Raw genomic sequence first — 26,099 nt, 5'->3', positions numbered from 1 at the left:
TTGATTCTTAATTATACAAATACTTGAACGGTCTGCCTCTTTTAACAATTTAGGCTCTTTAAAAAACAGAACGCACATTACCTTTATCGCCACATGAAATCCAGACTGTCCGCAACACTCTGTCTCCTGATACTCACCCTGGTGCACGGCCCGGCCGTAGCCCAGTCCCTGCAACTCAGAGGCGTGGTGCAGGACAGGGTCGAAAAAAAGGGGCTGTCCGGCGTACAGCTGTTCAATATGTTCGACAGCTCTGCCGCATTTACCGACAGTAACGGGGCATTTATACTGCAGGCATCTAAAGGGCAACTGATAGAGATACGCTACCCCGGTTATGTGGTGGAACGCTTCCGCATCTCCGAAGGTCATGTGCCTCCATACTTCAAATTATATCTGGATAAGATCGCATTGCTGGATCATGATAAATATGCCGGCCGCGAACTCACCGCATACCAGCGCGACAGCATCGAGCGCTACGAACTGTATAAAACCACGCTCGAATTCCCGCGCATGTCGGGTGTAGACAAGGTAGCCAGTCCGTTCTCCGCCATGAGCAAAAGCAACCGCCAGAAATGGCAATTCCAGGAAGAGTTTGCTTTGCGTGAGCAGGAACGCTACATCGATTTTACATTCAACGAGCAACTGGTAAAGCAGATATCCGGACTTGAAGGCGAAGACCTCGTGCGCTACATGCGCCGCTACCGGCCCGGCTACCAGAAACTGCGCAGCATGGATACCTACGAGCTGTATAATTACATCCGTACCACTTCCGGCTACTACCGCCGCAGCGGAAAACCGACTTTCCCCCGCAACTCCGGCGGGTAAGCTCCCGGAACCGTATCTTTGCAGCTTTAGCAACGCTTATGGATTCACTCAGCAATATCCTGATCTCGGAAATCATCACGATCAGCTTCACCCTGTTTGCCGTTATCGACATCCTGGGTTCGGTGCCGATACTCGTATCGCTGAAAAACAAAATGGGACATATCAGCGCCGTGCAGGCTACAATGGTGTCCGGCGGACTCATGCTGCTGTTCTTCTTCGTGGGCGACCGTGCACTGCAATACATGGGACTTACCGTAAGCTCCTTCGCAATAGCGGGCTCCATCGTGATCTTTATCCTCGCGCTGGAAATGATCCTGGGCATGGAATTCTTCAAGCCCGACAAAGACCTTAAAAGCGGCAGCATCGTCCCGATCGCATTCCCGATCATTGCGGGTTCCGGTACGCTCACCACCATCATTTCGCTGAAAGCGGCTTACCACCAGTACAATATCCTGATCGGCATCCTGATCAACCTGTGCATTGTGTTTTTCTGCCTGAGATCCATCGGTTTTATCGAAAAACTGCTGGGCCCTTCCGGCATCGCCGTAGTCCGTAAATTCTTTGGTGTGATCCTGCTGGCAATCGCCGTGAAGATCTTCAAAGCCAATATCTCGCTGTAGGGCCGGTATGGCTTTTTTATAGCAATTATTTCAATTACTTTTGCGTGCGCCTGAAGGTGATACATTACATTAAAATTAATAAGCAAATATGTTCGATAGTTTAAGTGAGAAGCTCGAATCGGCCTTTAAACAGCTGAAAGGTGAAGGAAGAATCAGTGAGATTAACGTAGCCACTACGATCAAGGAGATCCGCCGCGCACTCATCGATGCGGACGTAAACTATAAGATAGCCAAAGAGTTTACCGACAAGGTAAAAGATAAAGCGCTCGGAGAAAAAGTACTGACTTCCATCTCTCCCGGTCAGCTGATGGTGAAGATCGTGAAAGACGAACTGACCGATCTGATGGGCGGAACGGAAGCGGATTTCGATATCAGCCAGCGCCCTACTATCGTGCTGATCGCAGGCTTGCAGGGTTCCGGTAAGACCACTTTCTCCGGTAAACTGGCAAACTTCCTCAAAACGAAAAAAGGTAAAAAGCCTTTGCTGGTGGCAGCCGACATTTACCGTCCGGCGGCGATCAACCAGCTGCAGGTGCTCGGAGAGCAGGTGAAAGTGCCGGTATATGCCGAGGTGGAAAACAAAAATGCAGTGGAGATCGCGCGCAACGCAGTGGAGCACGCGAAGAAAGAAGGACACAATGTGATCATCATCGATACCGCAGGCCGTCTTGCTATCGACGAAGAGATGATGCAGGAAGTAGCCAACGTAAAGAATGCCGTGAACCCGCACGAAGTGCTCTTCGTCGTGGATTCGATGACGGGCCAGGATGCGGTGAATACAGCAAAATCCTTCAACGACCGACTCGACTTTACCGGAGTGGTGCTCACCAAACTGGACGGTGATACCCGCGGTGGTGCGGCCCTTACCATTAAGTACACGGTAAACAAGCCCATCAAATTCGTGAGCATGGGCGAGAAGCTGGATACCCTGGATACCTTCTACCCGGAGCGTATGGCACAGCGTATCCTCGGAATGGGAGACATCACCACGCTCGTGGAAAGAGCCCAGGCACAGTTCGACGAGGCGCAGGCCAAGAAGATCGAAAAGAAGATCCGCGCCAACAAATTCGATTTCGAAGATTTTAAAGAGCAGCTGCAGCAGATCAAAAAGATGGGTAACATCAAAGACCTGCTGGGCATGATCCCCGGCGTGGGCAAGGCCATCAAGGATATAGATATAAGCGACGATGCATTCAAGGGCATCGAAGCGATGATCAATTCCATGACACCGTTCGAGCGCAGCAATCCCGATGCGATCGACACCAACCGCCGCAAACGTATTGCCAAAGGTTCCGGAAAAGATATCGCCGAAGTGAATGCCTTTATGAAACAGTTCGACCAGATGCGCCAGATGATGGGGCAGATGAACAAGCTGAAAGGCATGGGTATGCCGGGAATGGGTATGCCGGGCGGAATGAACCTGCCGCGCATGGGCGGCGGCGGATTGCCTTTCGGAAAGAAGTAACACCATTGCACACCTAAACACCACACACACGTGAACCAATTGTTTACCAGCGAGGCGCTGATCTCCCTGATCACGCTTGCGCTCCTGGAGATCATTCTCGGGATCGATAACGTCATTTTCGTGTCCATTATCATGGGCCGCATCGAACAGCAGCAGCGCAAAAAAGCGCGCCTCTACTGGATGGTATTCGGCATTGCCACACGTATCCTGCTGCTGATGGGACTCGGATGGCTGCTGAGCCAGAAAGGCAAAGCGCTGATCACCATCTTCGGCAACGGGCTGGACCTTGCCAGTCTTGTAATGATCGGCGGAGGATTGTTCCTGCTCGTAAAAACAGTGAACGAGATCCACCATAAGCTGGAAGGAGACGAAGAAGAAAAAGAAGCCGATGCGCAGAAGAAGTCCGGTGGCTTTGCCAAAGCAATGACGCAGATCGTACTGGTGGATATGGTATTCTCATTCGACAGTGTGGTGACGGCTTCCGGTATCGCGCAGCACCTGGAGATCATGATCGTGGCGGTAGTGATCGCAATGATCATCATGTTCTTCTTCAGCGATGCGATCGCCCGCTTTATCCATAAGCACCCTACCCTGAAGATGCTGGCGCTTTCCTTCCTTGTAATGGTAGGACTCGTACTGGTGGTGGAAGGATGGGACCCGGAAAAAGCGCACGAAATGCACCTGAAGAACTACGTGTACTTTGCGATGGCATTCTCGTTCATTGTGGAGCTTGTGAATATGAAGGCCCGCAAGAACGCGAAGAAACCGGTGGAGCTCAACGAGCCCGATCCGGAAGATGTGAGTGAAGACCTGAAATAATTACTAAAAGACGCCGAACAGGGCGTCTTTTTTGTTAGCGTTATCCTTATTCGCTGCATCAGCCGGACGCGTATCGGCAGTCAGTGTGTATATTCGGGTATCATAAAAAAATAACCGTATGAAACAGGAACAGCATAAACAGCAAGACGACCAACAGCAGGAAAAAAACGAACAGTTCCCCGGCTACCCGCACTACCCCGCCTCCGAGGATATCACCAATCCAGCCAATGGAATGGAGCATATTCCGCTGGAACCCAAAGGTGGCAGCGAGCACAAGGCAAAAAACAGCGACGACACGCAGGACAATGTGAGCGGCCGCGAGCGCAAAGACCTTTCCGATGCGTTCCAGAACCGCGATTATACCCGCCCGGACGCAGAACGTCCGGGGCTGGACCAGACCGACGAAGACGGAGACCCGCTGAACGAAGCATCCGGCTCCTATGCGCGTCAGGGTGCCGACCTCGACGTACCCGGTAATGAAGCGGACGAATCAGGAGCGGAAGGCGCCGAAGACGAAGAGAACAACTACTACAGCCTCGGTGGCGACAACCACGAAAACCTGGAAGAGGACAACGCATAAGCGTTATCCGCTTCAGATAGAAAGCCCCGCGCAGCATTCGCTGTGCGGGGCTTTATTTATACACACCCGTGTGCACACCGCAATATCTGCTTATTTTTAAGCCTTATCCTTCCTGCACCTTGCGCTTCTTCAGATCAATACTATTGTCACTGTACGGCCTCCTGCTGTATCTGTACACCAACGCACAACCCAGCGCGCACTTCGCGGACAGCATCCGCACACGATACCATATCCCGGAACTGGCCTATGCTGTGGTTTCTTCCGATGAAGTAATAGAGCTGAACGTATCGGGTGTGCAGCAATATGGCACGCAGCATATGGCTACTGTCAACGACCGTTTCCGTATCGGTTCCAATACCAAGGCTGTTACCGCATTCATCGCCGCACTGCTCGTACAGCAGGGAAAGATCGGCTGGCATACCCGCTTCTTCGACCTGTGCCCGGAGCTGAAGGCGGGCAGCAATAAAGCATACCATCAGCTTACCCTGGAAGACCTGCTCAGCTTCCGTGCTCCGTTGTTCGCGTATACCTACACCTATAGCCGGCCCCGGAAGCAGGATTTTAAAGGAGATGACGCGCAGCAACGCTATGCATTTACACAATGGTTCTTCCGTCAGGCACCGGTGCCCATGAACGATGGTATTCAGTTCTCCAATCTCGGTTACGTAGCCGCGGGCCTCATGATGGAACGTGCGTCCGGTAAGGATTACAAAACCCTGGTACTGGAGCTTGGCCGGCAGTATGGCATCAGCTTCGGTTTTGGTCCGCCTGCCGCTTCGGGCGCCGGCCAGCCCTGGGGGCACAATGATCAATTGCAGGCGGAGGCACCGGCAGACAATTATAAGCTCAACTGGCTGCTTGCGGCCGGCAACATAAATGTAAGTCTGCCCGATTACCTGAAATTCATACAGGAGCAGCTGCGCGGACTCAATGGAAAGTCTGCCGCGCTCAGCCGCGAGACATTCCGGTTCCTGCATTTCGGCAGGCCGCAGTTTGCGCTGGGCTGGTTTCACGACACCGACGAAACCGGAGCACCCTATTCCCACAATACCGGCAACCCGGGCAGCTTCCTCAGCAAAGTGTACGTATTCCCGGAGCGCAACCGGGCATTCATTCTGCTTGCAAATGTTCAGTCGGAAGAAGCAGAGGCTGGGATGGAACTGCTGTTTGCCGAGCTTAAAAGAGCCGACCGTTTGACTGCAGAAAAGCCGGTACGGTGATCTCTCCTGCGGATAAGCGATCTTTCGCTGTTCCTCTCCCGTTTTAGCATAACCTTACAGCAGCTGCCGGTATGCGCCCGCTATCTTTGGAGCAACCATAAATTGTTCAACACAATGAGCCAGAAAAATGTTTACAACCAGGAAGCGATCGACAAGCTGAAAGACCTGGTCAATGAAATTGACGTTTGTATGTTCTGCTCTGCCATTGACAAAGGCAGTCTGCATACCGTACCCATGAGCCGCCAGGAGGTGGACGATGAGGGAGCCATCTGGTTCCTGCTTTCCGCCGAAAGCGACACCTGCAAAAATGTGATGCAGGACCCTGCCGTACAGTTGCTTTACGCACAGGTGAACGATTACAACTTCGTTACCGTAAAAGGTACCGCAAGTGTCAGCCGCGACCAGGAACGTATCGACAAATACTGGAACCGCTTTGTGGAAGCCTGGTTTGAAAAAGGCAAGGAAGACCCGAACATCCGCGTGATGAAAGTGACCGTAGACGAAGCCCACTATTGGGACACGAAAGACAGTAAGTTTGTAACGTTCCTGAAACTGGCCGCCAGTGCGGTAACCGGCGCCAAAACGGACAAAGGCCGCGAAGGCGATATTGTGATCCCTTAAGAACACACTCCCGCTAAGCGTTGTTCCCGAAAAAGGATGAACGATTTACTCATGAGCAGAAAGTCCTTGCCAGGTAGTACCGGCAAGGACTTTCGGTTTCCGGTCCTTCTGTAAGACCAACTCCTTATATTTATCTTCAATTTGTTTCCTATGAAGTTTATTCGGTTTGTATTGTTGATGTTCGTCTTTATACCATCGGAATGCTACAGTCAGTTCCGGAAAGACTGCAATATCCATTTCGACGAAAATAAAATACACTACAATTACAATCTGGACTTCTTCCTCAATAAGCTAAAAACCGACTCTTTCACGCTTTCGCAAGACAGGAAACAGATACCATCGTTTATAAAAGGTAAATTAGATTGCCTGCTCGGCGACATGGCCAATAAAGGTGAGGACTGGCAACAAACAGATGTGATTTTTGATGAAACCCTGCCGCTGCATTTGCTTCAGTTTTTTCTTATCAACAAGTCCAACGACGTATTCATCATTGTTTACAGAAACGGAGGAATAGGGGAATACACGGTCATATTAATGATGCACCTTACCGATAAAGGAGTAATTATCGATCATCAAAAAAATGTAGATGATGCCTGGTACAGTGATTCCTTTTTTACCGGAACAACTATTCAGGAATTAACCGAGCATTTAACCAGAAAAAACGATTGACATACATTTCATAGCGACCCGGTTTATAATCATCAGCCCAACAGCATGCCGATCATGCGCGGAATGCCCGGAGCAAACTCGATGATAAAGCCTGCTACCGGCAAAAGCATGTAAGCCCAGAAAGGATACGTGAATCGCGGAGTCTTGCCCGGAACAGCAGCAAAAAGCATCGGGAATACGCGGTCACGGTGATGATACAGTATCAGTCCTGTCAGCACGAGGTAATAAGAAATGCGGATCGTGAATGCCCATCCGGACGATCCGAGAAACGCGATGTCCCAGACCAGTATGTTCAGCCAGATGGGTATAGACATGAATGCACCGATGATACAGGTTCTGTGGTAAATGAGTAATGCTCCTGCAAGTAGCTGCGATATACCTACGAACGACTTGAAAGGCTCATGTCCTGCGAGGTAAAAAGACAGCCGGAACAGATTGAGGTCCTTTAAAGGCGTGTTCAGTTCTTTTTCGGACAGGATAAACTGGCCGTCCGTAAGCTTGGCCCAGCCGTAGCAGATGAGGATATAGCCCAGCCAGCAGCGGGCTGCAAGCATGAAGTAGGCATACCAATGTTGTTTCGGGATATTTTTCATCGGGCGGATAGCCGCACAAACTACAAAGAATATTTTACTGACGTACCTCCTCAGGGGAACTGCTTACCGTAGATCGCAAAAAGAGACCCGCTACTTGCTTCATGTGGATACAAAACGCGTGTAAAAATGTATGATACCCTGATTGTCAAAAATCTTTCAAACCCATTATTATTCAGCGCATATTTAAAAGGCTCACACCTTGCGGCAGAGGTACTTACAGCGGTGTAACACCTGTAAGAAGCAACTGAAAGTCAGGTATTTGTGGCACAATATTTGTCGCTGTTCGTGCGAACAAATATTTTTCAGATGAACAAATTAGTTATCAATCCGGTTCCGTCCGGACACGCGCCTTTGCTGGCCACACAGGTAAATGGCATCATCCAGGCAATGAAACCCTATCATGTACCGATCACATCTGCCGAGCGGATCGGCAGGCGCTCGATGGCCGAAGGGCGCGAGGGCCTGGTGCGTCTGATCTCCCGCATTGCGGCACAGCACCCCGAAAGTCTGTCGCGCGCAGACAACCCTGCAGAGATGCTGAATATGCTGGAAGTAGACGCGCAGCTGGAAACCCTGCGCCAGGCATGTATGCAATTGCTGGAAATGGTAGAGCATACACAGTTTGCCAACAGTTGCGATGTGATGGTGCTTTGCGACGCGTACAATGCAGCATTGCAGATAGACAGGAAACGCAATTCTGCCCTGGATTCTTCTATGGCAGAGGTAGACGACTGGAATTCCCGCTACCGCAATACGCAGAACGAAACTCCGGGTACGGAAAAACCATAGACCTGTTCCTGATCACAATTGCACCGGCCATTACTTCTGAATGGCCGGTATTTTTTTGCCCGGTGGCGAAATCTTATCTCCTGCCCATATGTTCTTCCAGACCGCAACCGCAGCCATGCGGTTTGCGGGTGGTGGCGCAGGACTGCAGCGTGAATACAAGCGCCAGGAGCAAAAACAGTTTACGGGGTAGCATACGCTTAAAGATAACAACATTTAAAAAGGAAAAGGAGCCCGCCTACCTTTTGGGTAGGCGGGCCTACCCCTGGAGGTACGCGCGCCTACCCTTTTAATAAGGCGAGCCTACCCTTGGAGGTACGCGAGCCTACCCTCTTAATAAGGCGGGCCTACCCCTGATAACAGGCGGGCCTATCCCTGGAGGTACGCACGCCTACCCTTTTAATTAGGCGGGCCTACCCCTGATAATAGGCAGGCCTACCCCTGAAGGTACGCGCGCCTACCCTTTTAATAAGGCAGGCCTACCCCTGATAATAGGCAGGCCTACCCCTGAAGGTACGCGCGCCTACCCTTTTAATAAGGCAGGCCTACCCTTGATAATAGGCGAGCCTACCTTGGAGGTACGCGCGCCTACCATTTTAATTAGGCGGACCTACCCCTGATAATAGGCGAGCCTACCTTGGAGGTATGCGCGCCTACCCCTTTAATTAGGCGGGCCTACTACCGAGTGGTAGGAGTGCGAACCTTATAAATGAGTTTAACCTTTTAACAGGTTATTATTATGGTCTGGTGTTCTAGATAAATAGATATCAGTAAATAGAATTAAATTAAACACCTACAAAATGGTTAGATAATTGAGTAACTTTGAAATTATTTAAAAATCTGTGAGCCAATTCGATTATATTAAAGATATTGCAAGGTTTGGTTTAGAAAATGACCAGGAACGTTTGTTGTTAGTTCTAAACGAGCTAATCGAACATTCAAAAAAGAATAGGAAAATAAACTTTGCGCTTCAACTTCAGTCAATTTTAAAGGAAAATGTTCGCACTCACAAAACAAGTACACTTTCCAAAATTGGTTCAGATAATCATTTTTCTAAATTAGACGAAAGAGAAATTAACGACTTAATTTTAGAAAAGGTCACATCCGACTATTCATTTGAAAATTTAGTTTTAGATAATAGTGTAGCAGAAGATCTCAAGCTTTTCATAAAGGAGCATAGAGCAATCGAAATTTTGAGAAAGTTTGATCTTCCTATCGCCAATAAGATTCTTTTACATGGTCCATCAGGTTGTGGTAAAACTCTCGCTTCATATGTTATTGCAGGAGAGCTTAATAAAATGATGAATGTTGTAAATCTTGGAGCAATCGTTTCTTCAAAACTTGGAGAAACAAGCAAGAATCTCGCTAAGATTTTTAGAAAAGCAGCGGCTGAAGATTGTATAATTTTTATTGATGAATTTGATTCTTTAGGGAAGGTTCGTGATTATAGTCAAGATCACGGAGAGATGAAACGTGTGGTTAATACTATACTACAACTTTTTGACTATTTGCCACAAACAACCATTGTTATTGCTGCAACTAATCAAAAAGAAATGCTTGACACTGCCTTATTAAGGAGATTCGATTTAAACGTTAAATTTGAGTTGCCTAATGAAAGTCAAATTCTTAATCTCATAGAATTGACTTTAAAAAATGGGGTATTTAAATTTTCCAATAATACGTCAATAAAAACTGTTGCAAAAAGCGCTAAGGGGCTTAGCTATTATAGCATTAAAAAAACATTGATCTCAGCAATTAAACGTAGCTTATTTGACAGCATTGACAATAAATCTATTGTTCCCACTAATATAGATATAAAATTATGGAAAGAATTCATTGAAAATGAAAAAAAGGCATTATTGTAACAATAATGCCTTTTTATTTTTAACCTTCAATAATTATTACTCCCATACCTTCAGCATCACCTTCACCTATAACTTCAATTTCATTGCAGGCGATCATTTCATCGTAAAGCTTATTATTAGCTTTGCTTTCCGGCAGTTCCGTAATTTTAATTACTACAGAAAACGGATGCGACGCTTCTTGAGTATATGCATCTAAGTCGGGAATTTCTTTTTTAACCAAGCACCTTACCCCCAGAATGACTGAGCCGTTTTCATTCACGATATCAGCAGCTTGTAGATTCCGGGAAATTGATTGAGCATTTGAAAATAGACAATTCTCCAGACCAAAATGATCTTCGCTCCAAGTGAAAGAAGGCTTAATACCATAATCCTTTTGCGTCTTTTCAGAAATTGTTTCCATATCGACATTCTTCAGGATATTTACTGAGATATGGATTGGAAGATAGTTTAAATGGTTATCCTTGACAGGCATGAAACTATAACACAGTGTAATATCAAACCTTAGTTTATTATCACCTGTTTGCAAATACTCTGGTAAGTGAATGGGAATACCAATAATTTGACCATTTTTAATTTCTTGTTCAATAACAAACGTTATACAATTATTATCAGTAGCAAGAAGATCGTCTTTTTGAGGCCTTCCAAAGCCTGACAAGCTTTTTAGCAATGCATCATTACTTGTCTTAAATTCGGGCAAATCTGCTCTTCTTAATGCTTTCGATGAGTTAATTAATATTGCTTTAACTGTTTGAGTTCTTAAAGAAGGATAACTGTGAAGAATCTCTGCCGCATAGGAAGTAACAAGTGGAGTTGCTAAGCTTGTTCCACAAGTCCTTCCATAATATTTCTTCCCATCTGCTAATGGACTCTTGAGAATTTCCATTCCGGCTTGCTCATCAAATAAATCCCCACCTTCAAAAACCATATCCGGTTTATTTATGAATTTATTCTTGTTATTTTTTTTCAGAAGAGTTGAATTGACACTTCTTGAAAAATCAAGATGAAATTTTCTGCTATAATATGCTGGAGACAAATCATTTGGAGTAATGTCAGTGTTATCGCCATCCTCCAAATTGCCTGCTAAAGCGCCAATAGATACATTATTTAACGATTCGGATGGTTCAGATATATTTGTATTTCGACAATCATGATATGGACTTTCTTTTTCTGGTTTATAAAAGAAAATGGGATATTCGTGATCCGGATGTCTGTCAACTAAAATCATATCGCTTAAATAATCTTCTTGAACATTTCCAACAGAAAGGAATATCAATACGTCTTCTTCGTAGGACAATTTATCCAGCTCATACGCAAATTGACTAAAATTGGCGTTGTAGTTTTTAGCACCCGGTATATTTAATGACATATTGAAGAGTTTAATGCCATATTTATTACGTGCGTCCCTAATGTCACTCAAAAGATTGGGAATATTAATAGGATCTGTTGAATTATGAATAGCCTTAATAACTGCAATTCTGGCTTTTGCGACATAGGAGGCTTTGACTTCCTTATGAAAATCATCTCCAAACACAATCAAACCAGCTATAGCTGTACCGTGGCCCTCTTCATCCCAAAATGGAGCAGTTGAAGTATGGTCATAAGAGAATTTTTCTACCAAATCTTTCAAGGGATCAATAATAGTTAAACCGGTATCAATAACACCAACAGTAGTTAAACCATCAGGAATTACTACATTAAAACCATATTCTCTACGTACGGTTCCATAAGTTCCAGGCCTTATCTTTATAGTTCTTGCGCTTGTAATCGCTCTTACAATATCGAAGTTTTCTGCAATTGTTTTCTTTTGATTAGATGAAAGTTTATCTACCTCTATTAAATCGGGATATTCGTCATTATAAAAAACTTTCGTTTCTGACTGCTCAAGGAATGCAAAAAGAGATTCTTTTTGAGATTTATATGCCACATTAGCAGAAGAAATTAATGTTAAAAGAATACCTTCCTCCTCAGTTGGGAACATTCTTCTTCGTGCGCCCACAAATTTGAATTTTAAAACCAGAGCAATTAGGTTGTATGGTTTTCCTTCATAAGTAGTTCCTTCTTCGCTTTCAACAACCGCCTGTACGTGTTCTACATATCGTTTAAATAAATTTTGATCCGATACCTCAAATAAAACTGTTTTATTAAAATCACTATATTCAACCGGACTTAACCCATAAAGACCAAAAAACTTTTTTTTAAGATCGGAATTAAAATTACAAAAGAAATGAATTTTAATAAGGTCTATATTTTGTGGTAGCTTGATAGTTCTATTTTCGTTTCTAATCTTTCTATTTCTATACAATTCCGCGTTATTTAATCGCAATCGATCCTTTCTCGTTTCCTTAATGACCTTTGATTGCAATACAGTTTGTTCGTCGTCATCGACCGAAACTACATCAGGCTTCTTCCCTGATACATTTCTTTGGCGATTAAATTTTGGTTTATCAGATTTTGGATTTAATAAAAGAACGTGTCTATTTTTTTTCATGAATACAAGGTGTTTTTAATTAAAATGTATCATAGCAGATACAACAAATTTTATACCAGAATTTTATATTATAGATCACAAGTTTATTATGTAAATTATTTAATCTATTTAAATTTGATTAACATATATTGCGTAAATCAGAAATTGAAAAATTAACAATAGATTTTCGATATTACTTTTTTATTAAATTCAGTATAGATATCGTTTGATTTTGCACTTAGGTGAGATTAAATTATTAAAGGATCGCTAAATGCAGACTTTCTCAAGAAAAGCGCAACTGACTTTAAGAAATGTATTTAATGCGTCCGTTGTGGCCTTAGATATTCGCTAAAAACATTTCGCCGGATATCGGGCAGATGAAAAAATCCGGCTTTAAGATAAATACAAACGGCCTTCCCCGCAGAGAAGGCCGTTCTGTCATCCAGACAATTTATTGGTTGGGGAGTGGTGCATTTAAGTACTGCTGCATACCCGGCACAAAGCACTGATGCCGATGAGATTGGCCAGGGCGCTTGCGGCCGTACTGAGGCAATGCTCCACTTCAAAGTAATCCGGGAACACGAGCTCCTGCTCCGGTTCTCCTTCATAATAGCTGCGCAGGCCGCAGCGTACCTGGTGCAATTGCTCCAGTAATTGTTCCAACCGCTTTTGAGCGGTTGCGGGCTGTGTGTCTTTTTTGTTGTTCATAAAAAAAGAGTGCACAGGTAGCCCCCTGTACGTAGCTGTGAACAACATTCCCGCAAGCGGCAACTCGGCGGCAGTTTCCTTACCGCACCAGCATATACAGGGGGCTACCCTTGTATCCGTTATTAATAATTACGCTTTACCTGATTTATTTCTCAGGCGGAAAATGTTGTTCAGAAGCAAACATATAGCCTATCACAACACGCTCCAACATTTATTGCAATATTTGCAAGTTTTCGCAAAGATGCAAAATTCGGGACTGTTTTCCACCAACAAAAACGCCTCCCGGTGGGAGGCGCTTCAGGTGCTAATCAGACAAATGCTGATGCGGCAATATGTAATAAGTGGTCACAGAAGGCAGCGGATATTTACCAAAATCTGCTTCTATGATATTTATGTACGCCGTAGTGATGATCGTCATGATACTGTGCATCGTCACCCTTTCCCGGAAAAGAAAAATGAAAAATATGCAGCCCGGAAGTAAGCGTGTACCTGTTGCCGATAACAGGGCGCATACCAATGCCGGCGGAAACAGTTCGCGCGACGAACAGGAAAACACCGCTACCCAGGGCGACATCCAGGGACAAAACCTGCCCATGGGTGCCGATAACGACGACGATCGGCGCTAAGTGTATTACAGGGTTCCGTCCTGCATCTGCTGCAGCGATTGCTCATAATCTGCCAGGCCTTCGCCCTGCATGGCACGCAGTTTGTCCAGTGCATTCTGCTCGAGGCGGATCGCCTCATCTTTACGTCCGGCAGCATACAGCAGGTGTGCATGCGTATCGGCATAAGCAGGCCATTCGTTTTCGAGAGGCTGCGCCAGCTGCACACAATATTCCGACCATTTAAGGGCCTGCCCTACCATCGCCTTATTATTGCGATGTTGCTCGTACACATTCCAGGCCAGCGTATTCAGCGTATTGGCAGCGCTTGCCGAGGCGGAGTGCAGTCTGGACGGGTCGGCCATGTTCACGTCGATCAGGCTGTCCACCTTTTCCGCCGGTACCTTCATCATCGTAAGCTGTGCGCGGAGGGAAGTACGCATTTCGGCGATCGCTTCCTGGTCTTTTTTGCTGTAATAGTCAGCCGGGCGGGAAACCAGGAAATCGGCTTCTTCAGATGCGGCTTTAAAACCCTTTACGCTGTCGCCCACTTTTTCATAATACTGTGAGCGGATCCAATACAGCGTTTGTTCATCCTCGAAAGGCATGTATTTGTGCTTTACGTCTCCGATCACTGCGAGCAGCGATTCGTCTTTGGTATTTACGGCTTCTTCCATCGTATTGTACAATGCGCGCGACATGAATCCTTCGTAGTATTTGCTGTCCTTATCTTTCTTCTCAAACACTTCTTTGTGCTGCGCGAGCAGGGGCACGGCATTGTTGTGCACTGTCTGCATCATATCTGCGAGGTAATACAGTTCCGAATCGGCAGGATGCGCCGGGAGCTGCGCCACATAAGCGTTCAGCACGGCATCGTTGTTCTTGTTCAGGCGCTTGTCTTTCTCCAGGTAAGCACGCAGGAACGCCCTGTCCTTTTTGCCGCCTTTGAATGCAGCCTGGTATTTATCGTAGGTCATCGGGTCGTTGCGCTCAGCAATGGCAACATCTGCTTCTGCCACAAATTCGCTCACTTCGGTAGAGGCACCTACCGTGCGGTAGACCACCGCCTGTGTGGCCGGATCGATAAACAGGTTGGTGGGATATCCGGTAACCGCGTATTGTTTCGCAACTCCGATTCCTTCTCCTTTCTCCGCATCTATGCGGTAGTTCACAAACAGATTGTTGAATTTATCTCCGGCTTCTTTCTGCGGAAATATTTTTGTGGCCAGGAACTTACAGGGTCCGCACCAGGTGGTGTACACATCGAGGTACACCAGTTTGTGTTCCTTCTTCGCTTTGTCGAGCACGGATTGCCAGTTTCCTTCTTCAAACCGGATACCCTGTGCAAAAGCTCCGGCAGCAAGCATCAGCGGAGCGCAGAGGAGCAGCATTTGTTTTTTCATAATAGCGTTTATTGAAATAAGCCTACAAATTAAGCAAAGTGTATTCTTTTTACTGTGTTAAATTGCTGTTTTACGGCTTGCGCAGCGGAGGAGTCTGCTTTTCCGCTACAGGTGCCGCTGCCGGCGATTTCCCGGCAAAGAAACGCAGTATGCCTGCCAGCGAAATAAAGTTGAGCGGGAATTCCATGATCACATGCGCAATGCTGAGGAAAAACAGCCAGCGTATACCGGCAGCATAATCGTAAAGGTAAACCGCAATACTGAAGATCCATATTGCGATCACCGCAGCAAACCGCGCTTTGGGCACCTCATGCCAGCGGATGATCTTTGTCTTCGCAAACCAGTTGAGGTAGTGATAGGTGTACGCAAAGGCAATAAAGCGCATGACCAGGATGCCTTCGCGCGAATAATAAACAGCGTGGTCCCAGAAAGCGTCGGCACTGGTATGGCCCTGCGGCTTTTTACCCATATCGAAACCCAGGTACAATATGGCCTGGTTGAGCTGAGCGAAGCTGATATCCGCGCCTTTATACACGCGTTTGCCATAGGCAGTGACCGGCACGGGAGAAAAATCCGGCAATATATTCCAGAGCAGGAAAGGACATGCGATTAGCAGCAGCACAGATAAGATACCCAGCCGGCTCCTGCTCTTCAGCGCTCCGTACAGCATAAACAGTGCCGTGAACACGTACACATGGATGAGCGTGGGTACAAAAAGCAGATACAGCAACCAGGACGTACTTTCGGCATTTTTCCCTTCCTCCGGTATACCGGCGTATACAATGATTAGAATAAGCATCAGTCCCGCGAGCCGCACAAACAGATGCTTCACAAACGCAAACAGCAATCCGCACAGGAATGCAACCCCGATAAAATAATAAGCAGCATGCTCAGAGAAAGCGCCGAAGATGTCTGCAAAAAGGTTGGCGAGTGTCACGAGTATTCCCAACCCTACAAGCAGCCAGCCATCGTATCGGCCCACGCTGTAATATTTCTTATCGTGCAGCCAGCTGATCTCCGTGAGATAATGCAGCGGCCCGAGGATGGCATACGAAAACAGGAAGAGTTCGAACGGCAGCAGGATTGCGATGCAGCAGGACAGTAACATGAAGCCCATGTTGATAATATCTGAGCGTTGGGAAAAATTGTTCATGTTGATGCGTTATGATCTTGTGCGGCAATATTATATATAACAAATGGTGATAACAAACAATGCTCCTCATCCTATCCGTTTTATCGCGACCAGCAGAAAAATTTTCTGGTAGATTTTTATTAATATAAATTATTTCTTTATCTTGTTACGGCAAAGCAATGCGTTTGCTTTCATAATTTAATACCCTAAAATCCAATTCTATGAACAAAAAATTTACCCGTTTTCCCATCACCGCAGCATTGTGCTTGCTGGCATCTGTGAGCGGACTTCAGGCAAGTGCACAGCTGAAGGATTGTAATGCGTTCATCCGGGGCAACTACCTGGAAGTAGGTGTAAGCTATAATGGTTCGTATGGTTCCAGTACGCCCCCGCCTGCAGGTTATCACCCGGATGTATCCAACCTGAAATACAATGGCGCTGCCTGTAAACCGGATTCGATGGCTCCGATACTCGGCTTTGTGTGCGACCCCGCAAAAGACGGCTGGACCGTTGCTTACCCCGGGCATCCGAACTATATGGGCGATTATTTCACCCCGGGCTCTCCTTATGAAGGATGGGGGATCATGACAGAAAAAAAAGTGAGTGTGTATGTCGATGTGGACAGTTTATTCGATCCGGGCCTTACCGGTTCCAATACTTTATACCGCACGGCGGGCAGCAAAGTAGGCACGGAATGGGAAGGCTTCTACGACAGCCTGCAGATCACACAGCGCACGATACTGGATACCGCGAACACGTACTTTGTAATGCGCGTGAAGATCAAAAACCTCGCCCACCGTACGCGCCGTGATATCTACTACCTGAGGGCGCTGGACCCGGATAATGATCAGCCATGGCCAGGCGGAGGATTTCCGACGGATAATAAAATTGAAAAACAAAACCCGAACCTTACCGATGTTGCGCTCGTAAGCGCTGTTGGAAGGGGCTTCCCGGACAGCATCGACTATATGGCGCTGGGTACAAAAGATCCGCGCGCAATGGCTTTTATGAGCACCTTCTGGCCGGAAAGAACGGATCTGGATGTATTGTACTCCCGTACACCAGGCGATCACTATTTCGATTCGCTTTCCTCTGTTCCTTTTGCAGACATTGCGATAGGCCTGCTGTTTAAGATCGATTCGCTGCCTGCTTACGACAGCACGGTACTCCGTATCGCATATATGTTCCGCAAAGACGACTTCGGAACAGCTACGGATGACGATGGCTTATTCCCCGATGAAGAAACGCCGACGGGCATCCGCCAGCAATCGGTAAACGGGGCTTATGCGATCCGCGTACAACCCAATCCGTTTGAGAATGAGCTGCAGGTGGACGGTCTGAGCAGCGGAGACATTGCATCTGTGTACACCATTCAGGGCAAGCGCGTGGAAGATGTGCGCATGCAGAACAGTAAGACTCTGGATACCCACGCGTTACCGGCCGGAACTTATGTATTACTGGTGACGGATAAAGACGGCACTGTAAAACACCGCCAGCTGGTGCAGCGGAGATAGCTATAAATAACGATAATTTCTTTTACGGCAAAGCCCGGCAGCATTCCTGCCGGGCTTTGTATTACATGGTATCGGTGGCCCAGGCCTCAAGAGTGGAGACCGTTGCCAGACGTGGCAGAAGCTTTGTGATGAGGAATTCGTGTGTGGCCGCATCACTGTCGGCACAGCAGTCGGCGAGTATCGTAACGGCAAAATCCTTGTCGAAGGCTTCCCGCTGTGTAGATAGCACGATGCCGCTGGTGGCGATGCCGGTAAGCACCAGGTGGCGGATATTCTGTGCGCGGAGGATCATCTCCAGGTCGTTGCCGCTGAACGCACTGATGCGCTTTTTGTCGATCAGCAGGTCGGTTTCCAGCATGCCCAGCTGCGGGTGTATCTGCATAAATGCATCCAGCCCTTCGTCGCCGATACTGCTTTTCAGCGAGGAGAACATTTTGTTTTCCGGACTCACTTCGGGCATTCCTTTCCGGAATCCGAGGCGTACGAAAATAACCGGTATTTCCCTTTCGCGGGCACTGCGGATCGCAGCCGCCACCCTGCCCGCGAGTGCAGTTCCGCCGTCGGGCAGGCGTTGTAGCAGCGGCACCTGCATGTCCATGACCAATAAGGCCGATTGTTGCTTGTCCATTCTCAGGATTATTTATCTGGTTGAAATAACGCGATCAGGTTCTTCCGGAAAGCCATGCCGATGATGATCGACAAGAGCCCTTCCACACACAGTACATTTGCATTGCCCGCCACCGGGGCCAATCGCCCTACAAGCAGGCTGCCCAGCGGCATCATCCCGAATATGGCCATTGCGATAAAACTCATGATGCGGCCACGGAATGCCTTATCCGTATCCGTCTGCACAATAGTGATGATGATCGATGTCTGGCAGATAGAGCTGAATCCCAGCAGCACCAGCAACAACAGCGATACGGGCAGACTGCTGCTGTAGGCAAACAGCACCAGCGACGCGCCCATCATAAACGTATTTAACTGAAGCTGCCTGCGAAAATCCACGTCCTTACCGCCCGCTGCGAGATAAAACGAGCCTGCGAAAGCGCCCACACCCATAGCGGCATTAAGCCAGCCGAAAGTGGCGGCATTACCGTGAAACACTTCTTTCGTATATACAGGCAGCAGGGTAACAAACGGCAGTACCAGCAGATTGGACAGGGCCGCAATAATAATCACTGTCAGGATAAGCCTGTTCTGCCGCAGGTACACGATCGCCTCTTTGAAACGACCGCGGGAGCGGGTTTTCACCGTTTCGAACGTATTTGCCGGGAAACGCATTGCGGCAATCCCGCCGATCACCGCAATGAACGAAACGGCATTCGCCACGAAGCAGAAAGATGCACCGTACTTTGCAAGCACAAAGCCCGCAAACGCAGGGCCGATGAGCCTCGCAAACGTATTCAGTGAGGAATTCAGCGCCACGGCATTCGGCAATTCTTCTTTGTTTTCCACAATCTCATTGATCATCGATTGCCGCACCGGCACGTCGTAAGCATTCACAATACCAAGAAATACGCTCAGCAGCAATATCAGGGTCACATTCTTATTATCGGCAAAAGAGCATGCAGCCAGAGCCACGGCTTGAAGCGCAGACAGCACCTGCGTGACCATCAGCGCCTTGTAGCGGTTGTACTGGTCGGCAATGATGCCGCCTCGCACGGAAAAAACAAAAGAAGGAAACTGCTCGGCGAACGTCGCCACTCCGATCATAAATGCACTGTCCGTGATCTCATACACCACCCATATTACGGCGGTGCGCTGCATCCACATACCCACGCGCGATATCATCTGCCCCCAGAAGAACAGGGAAAAATTGCGGTTGCGTAGGGAAATGAGGCTATCAGATAAGCGCATATGCTGCACAAATGTACAGCAGCAGACCTGCGTTGAATGTGATAAATATCAAAAAATCCTCAGTACTTATTGCTGCGGATTCTGCTCAGGATTTCGCGACTGATACCGATGTAAGAGGCAAGATCAGCAAGCAGCATGCGTTTTATCTGACGGGACGGTAATGCATTAAACGGACATGGATAAAAACATCCGGGTGGCAATAAGCAGCAATAGTGCCGTATGATGACGGCCTTTGTGCCGCAGCGCATGTGCGAAATGAACCCGGAAATAATCGTAGCATAAAGCCAGGATCAGCAATAGCACCGGAACGGCGAAAGCCCGGAAACGGAAATGCGCAAACAGGAGTCCGCCGGCAATACCCCCCAGCAGGAAACAACTAATAATCGACAGGCGCAGGATGATCTTGCGCCGCAGCAATGCATCTGCACGACCGCTGAATAACAGTCCGGAAAGATCGATTCCCAGATCGGTGAACATGCCCGTAAGGTGTGTGGTCCGCACTACAGAACCGGAAATAATGGATACGAGCGCATTCTGCATACCCATTGCAAACAACAGGCTGCCTGCAAAATATCCCGTCTGGGCAAAGCCACCGCTATAAGTATCACCTGCAAGCAGCACAAATACCAGTACTGCAATGATCACGAGAATGGGAACGGTGTACGCATGCGGTTTATCGGCGCCGATCCGCCGGATGTACGTCGCCGAAAGGAATGCTCCTGCCAGGAACAACAACAGCCATAGCGCTACCATGCGCACATGCCGCCAGTCTTCGTCGGAAATATGAACGGCAAGCAAAGCAGCGTGCCCGGTAACATTGGTGGTCAGTACGGCAAATGCCAGAAAGCCCGCAGCATTGATGAAACCTGCATTCAGGGAGAGTAATACAGCCAGGCGGAGATTATGCAGGAAACTCCGTTTTGCACCTACATGGCGTAACATAGCTTAAAGGTACTGCTTTCGCAGGCATGGAAAAGCAACAATTATTCATCTGCCCGCCATCGGATTTTCAGTGCCGACAATTGCGGCAATTCCAGTCGCTCGCCGGGCACAATAGTGAATCCGTTCCTGAGGTAAAAAGAGAGCGGTATGCGGTAAAGGCTACCGTCTGCCTTATACTCCCCTTCCCTGTCCGATACCCACCCGTTCAATACAGGTTCGTCTCTTTGCAGTTGCTGCAGCAATGCACGCCCGGTGCCGCACCCCTGCTGTGCCTCATCTACAATGATCGCAAACCAGCGTTCGTCATTGCGGTCGAATACGACAGCCCATGCCTGCAATTGTCCCTCATTGTGCAGCAGGTAATGCCGCACGTTACTTAATTGGGCCAGGTACCGGTCCAGCGCTGCGGTATCTGCGTACCGCAGCGACAGCGGGTACTCGCGATTCCACAGGTGGAACAGCTGGTCCCTTTCCCGAACGGACAGTTCTGCACAATGTTTCAAGGGTAATGCTGCCATATGCGGTAATAAGGTGAAGGCGCACTAAGGTACGAAGTGCGTCACTAGCGCAGCGGAAACTGCAGCGTATCGGTATCCGCGGGCTCCGCATGCTGCATATTGTTGAGATACAGGCCGCGGATTGCCCATGCTGCGCACAGGACGCAAATAATCAGTAGGATGGCGCGTATCAGCGATCTGGGATTAAGAGAACGGTTGGGTCCGCGATTGCGGCCGGATGCATTATCGGTGGTTTGCGCTCGTCGGGAAGGTGCAGGCTGTTTCATTTTTATAGTCACTTATACGCAAAAAGTACAATGGGACGCAAATATGAAAAAAATAAAGACAGCAATTAAATCTATAATAAAAACATGTATCTCTTTCAAATAAATACGGCGGCTACTAATGAATTTATCTATAGTATTTCGAAAATATAGCTTTACCGTAATCCACTGTGATTTAATTCGGGAGGTACTTGCACTTCTGCCGAAAATGCGCCTGAAAATGCCTTACCGGCAACTCAGAGGGTATAATAAAAAAGAATGATCACCCGAGCGGTTGCAGTACGTTTTCGTAGTATCCGCGTATAAAAACCGTGATGTAGCGACGTAAATAGACTTCATTGAGGAACGTATTTGTCCAGTTATCGAACCGCTGGCATTGTACGCCCAGGTAAAAGTAAAACAGCGAAACACCCAGAGCCGGAAGCATATCCCGTTCCGCTTCGCTCAATGGAAGTACGGCAGTATATCCCTTCAGGAATGCCTGTGTTTTATGCGTTCGCACTACGGCATCCTTTTCCGTATTGTACAGTTGCATCAGGTAATAAGCGAGGTCCAGTGCCAGCCAGCCGTTTCCGCAAAAATCGAAATCGAATAAAGTGACGGCTCCGTCTTCCGTGATGTTGAGGTTATCAAACCAGATGTCGAGGTGCACGATGCCCTGCCTCATCCGGGAGGAATCGGCAGACTTCCAGTATGCTTTCAACTGTTCACCGGTGCGGATAAGGAATTGCATCTCTTCCGCTTCTTCGGGCAGGAAAACGCGTATGCGCTCCAGCGGGACATCCAGTAATGCTGTGCTGTCGTAGGTTGTCCGCTGCAATTGTTTCCCTTCCGTTACTTTATGTATCTGAGCCATAAGACCTCCTATGTGTTCGTGTGTGGCGGCATCGTACTGTTGCTGTTTGCTTCCTTTGGCAAACGAGAACAATACGGCGTAGCGCAATCCTTCCGGCGCCTGTATTTCCTGCACGAGGTTGCCCGTTTTATCGGCCACAGGAACAGAGACGGGTATGGATGCGGCGTCCAGCATCTGCAACAGACGCATTTCTTCAGCGATCTCCGCCGGAGTACGCCACGCATAGCAATATACGCGCAACACAAAGGTTTGCAGGCCGGCCTCTATCCTGTAAGTATGGTTGATACCAGTCTTGAGCAGGCGGCAGGAAGGTTCAGCGGTCAACGCATAACGCTCCCTGATAAATGTCGCGAGCGCAGCAGGCTCAATTACAGATGTGATAACGGGAAATACAGACATAGCGGGAAAGATAAAAAGTGACGGAGATAAGAAATCCGGAAAACACGACTTGTGCTTTCCGGATCGGTATAGGTTGTTGTGCGCTTATTTGACTTTCGAAATCTTCAGCATATTGGTAGGCAGATGCTCGGCAACAGGCGTGCTGCAGGTATTGATCACCACGCCTCCTTCCCGCACCAGATTTTTATCCTTCAGGAACCGGATCTGGTCTTCGATCATGTTATCGATGCTGTCTTCCGCTTCGTAGAAAAAGGCCTGTACGCCCCAGCTCAGGCTCAGCTGATTCACGAGCGATTGTGTCTTGGTGAACACAAAGAGCGGAGAACTCGGGCGGAAACTGGAAAGCATAAAACCGGTGTACCCCGATTGTGTCATACCGATCAGCGCATTCGCTTTTACGGCATGCGCAATTTCGCAGGCATTGTAGCAGAGCGCATCGCTCAGGAAGGAAGGTGAATGAGGCTGGGGAACGAGGTTGCGGTTGTACACGGTTTCCTCCTTTTCCACTTCGTTGATAATACTCACCATAGTGCGGATCACACGTGCGGGATATTTACCCATTGCAGTCTCTCCGCTGAGCATCACCGCATCGGCACCTTCCAGCACCGCATTTGCCACATCTGTGATCTCGCTGCGGTTCGGGCGTGTACGGTCCATCATACTTTCCATCATCTGCGTGGCAATGATCACAGGTTTGGCCCTGTGGATACATTTACGCACGATGGTCTTCTGGATCATCGGGATGCGCTCCAGCGGCAGTTCCACTCCGAGGTCGCCCCGGGCAACCATCACCGCATCGGATGCCAGTATGATCTCGCGCAGGTTGTTCAACGCTTCGGGTTTCTCTATCTTGGCAATGATCTTCATATGATCATACCCTTTCGACTTCAGTATTTCGCGCAGACCGGTAATATCAGCGGCGGTGCGCACGAAAGAAAGCGCCACCCAGTCGATACGGTTCTGTACAATGAAATCGATATCTGCAAGGTCTTTCTCTGTGAGCGAAGGCAAAGAGATTTTTGTATCCGGCAGGTTGATACCCTTTTTCGAGGTAAGGTCGCCGGGAGTGGTCACTTCCACTTTCACGCGGGTGTCGGCGCCTATTTCCAGCACTTTTACCTCTATCTTACCATCGTCGATCATGATCGTCTCCCCTATTTTCACATCGTTATGGAAATTGGGATAGGAAAGATAAACGCCGTCAAAATTGCCGAGTTTGTACTCATTGGTAAAATAGAAAATGTCGCCCTTTTTCAACTCCATCACACCGTCCTCTATTTCCCCCACGCGCAGTTTCGGCCCCTGGAGGTCGGCAAGGATCGCGATATTGAAGGGAAAGGATTCGTTGATGTTGTGTATGTGACGGATCACTTCCAGGTGCTGTTCGTGGGTTCCGTGACTGAAGTTGAGACGAAAGACATTCACCCCTTCCTGTACCAGTTCGAGGAGTTTGTCGTAAGTGTTGCACGCCGGTCCGACCGTTGCAACAATCTTGGTTTTATGTAGCATAATGAGATTTGGTTAAATAGTGCCGACGCTGCATTCGGGCACAACTGAAATCGGGAAATTGCAGGAGTTGGCGATAAAACAACGTTCGTGCGCCTGCTCGTGCAGACTGTTTGCTTTTTCCACCATCCACTCTTCGGCAACCGTTACGCTGGGTTTGAGTACCACGGATGCGAAATGACCGGGAGCGCCTGCAGGCTCGCATAAGGTGCCTTCCGGGTTGTCGCGGTATGCATGCACCACGATGTCGTTATCTGCGCAAAGGTGCAGGTACCAAAGCATATGGCAGGACGATATAGATGCAACGAACAACTCTTCCGGGTTGTATTTTTCGACATCTCCGCGGAACGCCGCGTCGGAAGATGCTTCGATAACGGGTTTGTGGGCAGCCCGCACGAGGTGACTCCTGCTGTACACTTCGTAATTCTCGGTTCCGATACCGTTATTGCCTGTCCATTCCACCTCGAGGGTGTAGTGATGATGCTTGTCGGTCATGTAGCACTTGTTTTAGTCCTTACAAATGTACCTTAGTTCCGGTACCGACTGCGTTAAAATCAGATGAAACTTTAGCGGATCTCTTCGGACGGGTCCCAGAATAATTTTTTGAAATCGCGGATGCGGTCGTTTTCCACCGTTATGCCTTCCCGCTCAAGCAGGCGCTGCATTTCATTGCCCGGACCGAAATGGAATTTTCCGGTAAGCAATCCCGAGCTGTTCACCACGCGATGTGCGGGCACTTTTGGTTCCACAGCACCACACCTGCCCATCAGAAAACCCACCATCCGCGCACCTGATATCATGCCCACCGCACGTGCAATGGCACCGTACGACGATACCCTGCCCGCAGGGATCAGCCGTACGATCTCGTACACTACTTCGGCGATATCAGCTGCGGGGTCCTGCATCTTTCTGTTGTTGTTGCAATATGCTGCGTTTGGGTTCGGGTACGCTTTCAAAATCAAAAGGGCAATGGCGACATCCGGAACCGCAGCAATAGCCACGCTTCAGGTGATATTTTTCGGTAAACACCATTCGCCCGTCGGGCAGAAAATAATAGTCTTCGTTATTCGGCTGCCGCATCTTCCTCCGCCTCTTTTTTACGGCGCTCCGGCACCACTATCGGATGAGCAGGCAGTGTAAATGCCAGGTAATAGATTGTCCGGCCTTCGGCCAGGTGCATCTTTTCATAAAACGTCTGTATGGCCAGTGCACCGGTCGCTTTACCCTTACTGTAGATATCCTGTATATCTTCGACAATGGAGCAGGACTGTTCGGCAATCACCTCATGTGTGAAGTCGTACAGTTCGCGCGAATCGGTTTTCAGTTTGATGACTCCGCCTTCCTTCATCACCTGCTGGTACAATTTCAGGAAACGCGGATGCGTGAGCCGGTTTTTGGGCTTTTTCAGGAAGGGGTCGGAAAATACGATCCACAGGTCGCTCACTTCATTTTCGGCAAAGTATTCATTCAGATGATCGATCTGCCCCCGTACAAACGCAACATTGTCCAGGCCTTCCTGGATCGCTATTTTGGCACCATTGTAGATACGGTTGCCTTTGATATCCACACCCACAAAGTTCCGGTTGCGGTGTTCACGACCCAGATTCACGCTGTATTCTCCTTTTCCGCAGGCAAGCTCCAGCGTGATCGGATGATTATTCTGAAAGAATTCATGCCAGGTGCCCGGCATGTGTTTCGGATATTGCAGCACGTTTCTGAAGCCTTCTATAGCACGGAAGCGGATTAGTTTTTTATGACCCATTTTGACCTATAAAGAGCGGCAAAGGTACGGAACGCAGCGGAGAGGGTGAAAAAGGAGGGGATAAAAAGTATACCGGACAGCATTTATTAGCAGAAAACCATATTTTTGAG

General features: G+C 48.1%; 28 protein-coding genes. 12 read left to right on the top strand and 16 right to left on the bottom strand.

Annotation, left to right across the window (positions count from 1 at the left end; translation table 11 throughout):
• The first annotated feature begins 93 nt into the window (after positions 1-93).
• From ABD846_RS14240 to ABD846_RS14205, 8 genes are all read left to right on the top strand, one after another.
• Positions 94-822: a hypothetical protein gene (locus tag ABD846_RS14240; protein ID WP_344828478.1), complete on the top strand. Its 729-nt coding sequence runs from the start codon at positions 94-96 to the stop codon at positions 820-822.
• A 38-nt stretch (positions 823-860) separates the two neighbouring features.
• Complete coding sequence (locus tag ABD846_RS14235; protein WP_344828475.1) at positions 861-1,442, top strand: MarC family protein; 582 nt, start codon at positions 861-863, stop codon at positions 1,440-1,442.
• Between the two features lie 88 nt (positions 1,443-1,530).
• Positions 1,531-2,907: a signal recognition particle protein gene (ffh, locus tag ABD846_RS14230; protein WP_344828473.1), complete on the top strand. Its 1,377-nt coding sequence runs from the start codon at positions 1,531-1,533 to the stop codon at positions 2,905-2,907.
• 30 nt (positions 2,908-2,937) lie between these two features.
• Positions 2,938-3,726 carry a TerC family protein gene (locus tag ABD846_RS14225; RefSeq protein WP_344828470.1) on the top strand — a complete coding sequence of 263 codons (789 nt, stop codon included), beginning with the start codon at positions 2,938-2,940 and terminating at the stop codon, positions 3,724-3,726.
• Positions 3,727-3,844: 118 nt separating this feature from the next.
• Positions 3,845-4,306: a hypothetical protein gene (locus ABD846_RS14220; protein WP_344828467.1), complete on the top strand. Its 462-nt coding sequence runs from the start codon at positions 3,845-3,847 to the stop codon at positions 4,304-4,306.
• 143 nt (positions 4,307-4,449) lie between these two features.
• Positions 4,450-5,526: a serine hydrolase domain-containing protein gene (locus ABD846_RS14215; RefSeq protein WP_344828464.1), complete on the top strand. Its 1,077-nt coding sequence runs from the start codon at positions 4,450-4,452 to the stop codon at positions 5,524-5,526.
• A 114-nt stretch (positions 5,527-5,640) separates the two neighbouring features.
• Positions 5,641-6,147, top strand: a complete 507-nt coding sequence (locus tag ABD846_RS14210) for a pyridoxamine 5'-phosphate oxidase family protein (RefSeq protein WP_344828461.1) — start codon at positions 5,641-5,643, stop codon at positions 6,145-6,147.
• A 150-nt stretch (positions 6,148-6,297) separates the two neighbouring features.
• Complete coding sequence (locus tag ABD846_RS14205; protein WP_344828458.1) at positions 6,298-6,816, top strand: hypothetical protein; 519 nt, start codon at positions 6,298-6,300, stop codon at positions 6,814-6,816.
• A gap of 32 nt (positions 6,817-6,848) precedes the next feature.
• On the opposite strand, the gene ABD846_RS14200 is transcribed toward ABD846_RS14205, so the two are convergent.
• Entirely contained in the window at positions 6,849-7,409 is a 561-nt protein-coding gene (locus ABD846_RS14200; protein ID WP_344828456.1) for a hypothetical protein, read from the bottom strand.
• Between the two features lie 306 nt (positions 7,410-7,715).
• On the opposite strand from ABD846_RS14200, the gene ABD846_RS14195 reads away from it, so the two are divergent.
• Both ABD846_RS14195 and ABD846_RS14190 read left to right on the top strand, forming a co-directional pair.
• Positions 7,716-8,198 carry a hypothetical protein gene (locus ABD846_RS14195; protein ID WP_344828453.1) on the top strand — a complete coding sequence of 161 codons (483 nt, stop codon included), beginning with the start codon at positions 7,716-7,718 and terminating at the stop codon, positions 8,196-8,198.
• 839 nt (positions 8,199-9,037) lie between these two features.
• A complete protein-coding gene (locus ABD846_RS14190; protein WP_344828450.1) occupies positions 9,038-10,060 on the top strand; it encodes an AAA family ATPase in 1,023 nt (340 codons plus the stop codon).
• A 19-nt stretch (positions 10,061-10,079) separates the two neighbouring features.
• Here ABD846_RS14190 and ABD846_RS14185 read toward each other — a convergent pair whose 3' ends face one another.
• Together ABD846_RS14185 and ABD846_RS14180 are read right to left on the bottom strand one after the other, a co-directional pair.
• Positions 10,080-12,548, bottom strand: coding sequence for a S8 family serine peptidase (locus ABD846_RS14185; protein ID WP_344828447.1), 2,469 nt, complete (start codon positions 12,546-12,548; stop codon positions 10,080-10,082).
• Positions 12,549-13,001: 453 nt separating this feature from the next.
• Positions 13,002-13,235 carry a hypothetical protein gene (locus ABD846_RS14180; protein WP_344828444.1) on the bottom strand — a complete coding sequence of 78 codons (234 nt, stop codon included), beginning with the start codon at positions 13,233-13,235 and terminating at the stop codon, positions 13,002-13,004.
• Positions 13,236-13,618: 383 nt separating this feature from the next.
• On the opposite strand from ABD846_RS14180, the gene ABD846_RS14175 reads away from it, so the two are divergent.
• Positions 13,619-13,861, top strand: a complete 243-nt coding sequence (locus ABD846_RS14175) for a hypothetical protein (protein ID WP_344828441.1) — start codon at positions 13,619-13,621, stop codon at positions 13,859-13,861.
• A gap of 5 nt (positions 13,862-13,866) precedes the next feature.
• Here ABD846_RS14175 and ABD846_RS14170 read toward each other — a convergent pair whose 3' ends face one another.
• Positions 13,867-15,240 carry a thioredoxin domain-containing protein gene (locus ABD846_RS14170; RefSeq protein ID WP_344828438.1) on the bottom strand — a complete coding sequence of 458 codons (1,374 nt, stop codon included), beginning with the start codon at positions 15,238-15,240 and terminating at the stop codon, positions 13,867-13,869.
• 70 nt (positions 15,241-15,310) lie between these two features.
• Complete coding sequence (locus tag ABD846_RS14165; RefSeq protein WP_344828435.1) at positions 15,311-16,393, bottom strand: hypothetical protein; 1,083 nt, start codon at positions 16,391-16,393, stop codon at positions 15,311-15,313.
• A 200-nt stretch (positions 16,394-16,593) separates the two neighbouring features.
• Between ABD846_RS14165 and ABD846_RS14160 the strand changes: the two genes are divergently transcribed.
• Entirely contained in the window at positions 16,594-17,886 is a 1,293-nt protein-coding gene (locus ABD846_RS14160; protein ID WP_344828432.1) for a T9SS type A sorting domain-containing protein, read from the top strand.
• Positions 17,887-17,947: 61 nt separating this feature from the next.
• Here the strand turns inward: ABD846_RS14160 and ABD846_RS14155 are convergent, their stop codons facing one another.
• The 11 genes from ABD846_RS14155 to trmB form a co-directional block, all read right to left on the bottom strand.
• A complete protein-coding gene (locus tag ABD846_RS14155) occupies positions 17,948-18,514 on the bottom strand; it encodes a cysteine hydrolase family protein (protein WP_344828429.1) in 567 nt (188 codons plus the stop codon).
• 8 nt (positions 18,515-18,522) lie between these two features.
• Positions 18,523-19,743, bottom strand: a complete 1,221-nt coding sequence (locus ABD846_RS14150) for an MFS transporter (RefSeq protein ID WP_344828426.1) — start codon at positions 19,741-19,743, stop codon at positions 18,523-18,525.
• A 165-nt stretch (positions 19,744-19,908) separates the two neighbouring features.
• The gene (locus ABD846_RS14145; RefSeq protein WP_344828423.1) at positions 19,909-20,685 is read right to left on the bottom strand and encodes a YoaK family protein; all 777 of its coding nucleotides are present in this window, start codon (positions 20,683-20,685) and stop codon (positions 19,909-19,911) included.
• 41 nt (positions 20,686-20,726) lie between these two features.
• The gene (locus tag ABD846_RS14140) at positions 20,727-21,203 is read right to left on the bottom strand and encodes a GNAT family N-acetyltransferase (RefSeq protein WP_344828420.1); all 477 of its coding nucleotides are present in this window, start codon (positions 21,201-21,203) and stop codon (positions 20,727-20,729) included.
• A gap of 44 nt (positions 21,204-21,247) precedes the next feature.
• Positions 21,248-21,469 (bottom strand): hypothetical protein, encoded by a 222-nt coding sequence (locus ABD846_RS14135; RefSeq protein ID WP_344828417.1) that lies wholly within the window; start codon positions 21,467-21,469, stop codon positions 21,248-21,250.
• Positions 21,470-21,728: 259 nt separating this feature from the next.
• Positions 21,729-22,721 (bottom strand): phosphotransferase enzyme family protein, encoded by a 993-nt coding sequence (locus ABD846_RS14130; protein ID WP_344828415.1) that lies wholly within the window; start codon positions 22,719-22,721, stop codon positions 21,729-21,731.
• 84 nt (positions 22,722-22,805) lie between these two features.
• The gene (gene pyk / locus ABD846_RS14125) at positions 22,806-24,230 is read right to left on the bottom strand and encodes a pyruvate kinase (RefSeq protein WP_344828412.1); all 1,425 of its coding nucleotides are present in this window, start codon (positions 24,228-24,230) and stop codon (positions 22,806-22,808) included.
• A 12-nt stretch (positions 24,231-24,242) separates the two neighbouring features.
• Positions 24,243-24,722, bottom strand: coding sequence for an OsmC family protein (locus ABD846_RS14120; protein WP_344828409.1), 480 nt, complete (start codon positions 24,720-24,722; stop codon positions 24,243-24,245).
• Between the two features lie 71 nt (positions 24,723-24,793).
• The gene (locus tag ABD846_RS14115) at positions 24,794-25,132 is read right to left on the bottom strand and encodes an MGMT family protein (RefSeq protein ID WP_344828406.1); all 339 of its coding nucleotides are present in this window, start codon (positions 25,130-25,132) and stop codon (positions 24,794-24,796) included.
• Positions 25,113-25,307 carry a C1orf53 family protein gene (locus ABD846_RS14110; RefSeq protein WP_344828403.1) on the bottom strand — a complete coding sequence of 65 codons (195 nt, stop codon included), beginning with the start codon at positions 25,305-25,307 and terminating at the stop codon, positions 25,113-25,115. Before ABD846_RS14110 ends, ABD846_RS14115 begins: the two co-directional genes overlap by 20 nt.
• On the bottom strand, positions 25,291-25,989 hold the full coding sequence (gene trmB / locus ABD846_RS14105; protein WP_344828400.1) for a tRNA (guanosine(46)-N7)-methyltransferase TrmB: 699 nt from the start codon (positions 25,987-25,989) through the stop codon (positions 25,291-25,293). Before trmB ends, ABD846_RS14110 begins: the two co-directional genes overlap by 17 nt.
• Positions 25,990-26,099 lie beyond the last annotated feature (110 nt).

It is taken from the genome of Rurimicrobium arvi (assembly GCF_039540495.1).
Classification (GTDB): domain Bacteria; phylum Bacteroidota; class Bacteroidia; order Chitinophagales; family Chitinophagaceae; genus Rurimicrobium; species Rurimicrobium arvi.
The sequence above is the reverse complement of the archived record's forward strand: the minus strand, read 5'-3'. Positions and strand labels throughout refer to the sequence as shown.